This window comes from Phytoactinopolyspora endophytica, assembly GCF_004138495.1.
GTDB lineage: Bacteria > Actinomycetota > Actinomycetes > Jiangellales > Jiangellaceae > Phytoactinopolyspora > Phytoactinopolyspora endophytica.
Genome location: NZ_ML142860.1, coordinates 111,947 through 112,166, shown reverse-complemented (window position 1 = coordinate 112,166; position 220 = coordinate 111,947).

Below are 220 nucleotides of genomic sequence, written 5' to 3'. Positions count from 1 at the left end.
AGGACGCCGGTCACCATGAGGGTACCAGGCGACGAAACGAACGTGCCGGTGGTGACGATGTGCGCATCGTCACCACCGGCACCATGAGGAGCCGTGTACTGCCGCTCTTCTCACCTGTCACGCCTGTCGGCGGGCTCGCCATCCTCGATCCCGAGGTGGCGCTTGATAGCGCCAAGGCCCGTGGTGAGCTCCTCACGTATCTGTGCCTGCCCAACAGTGA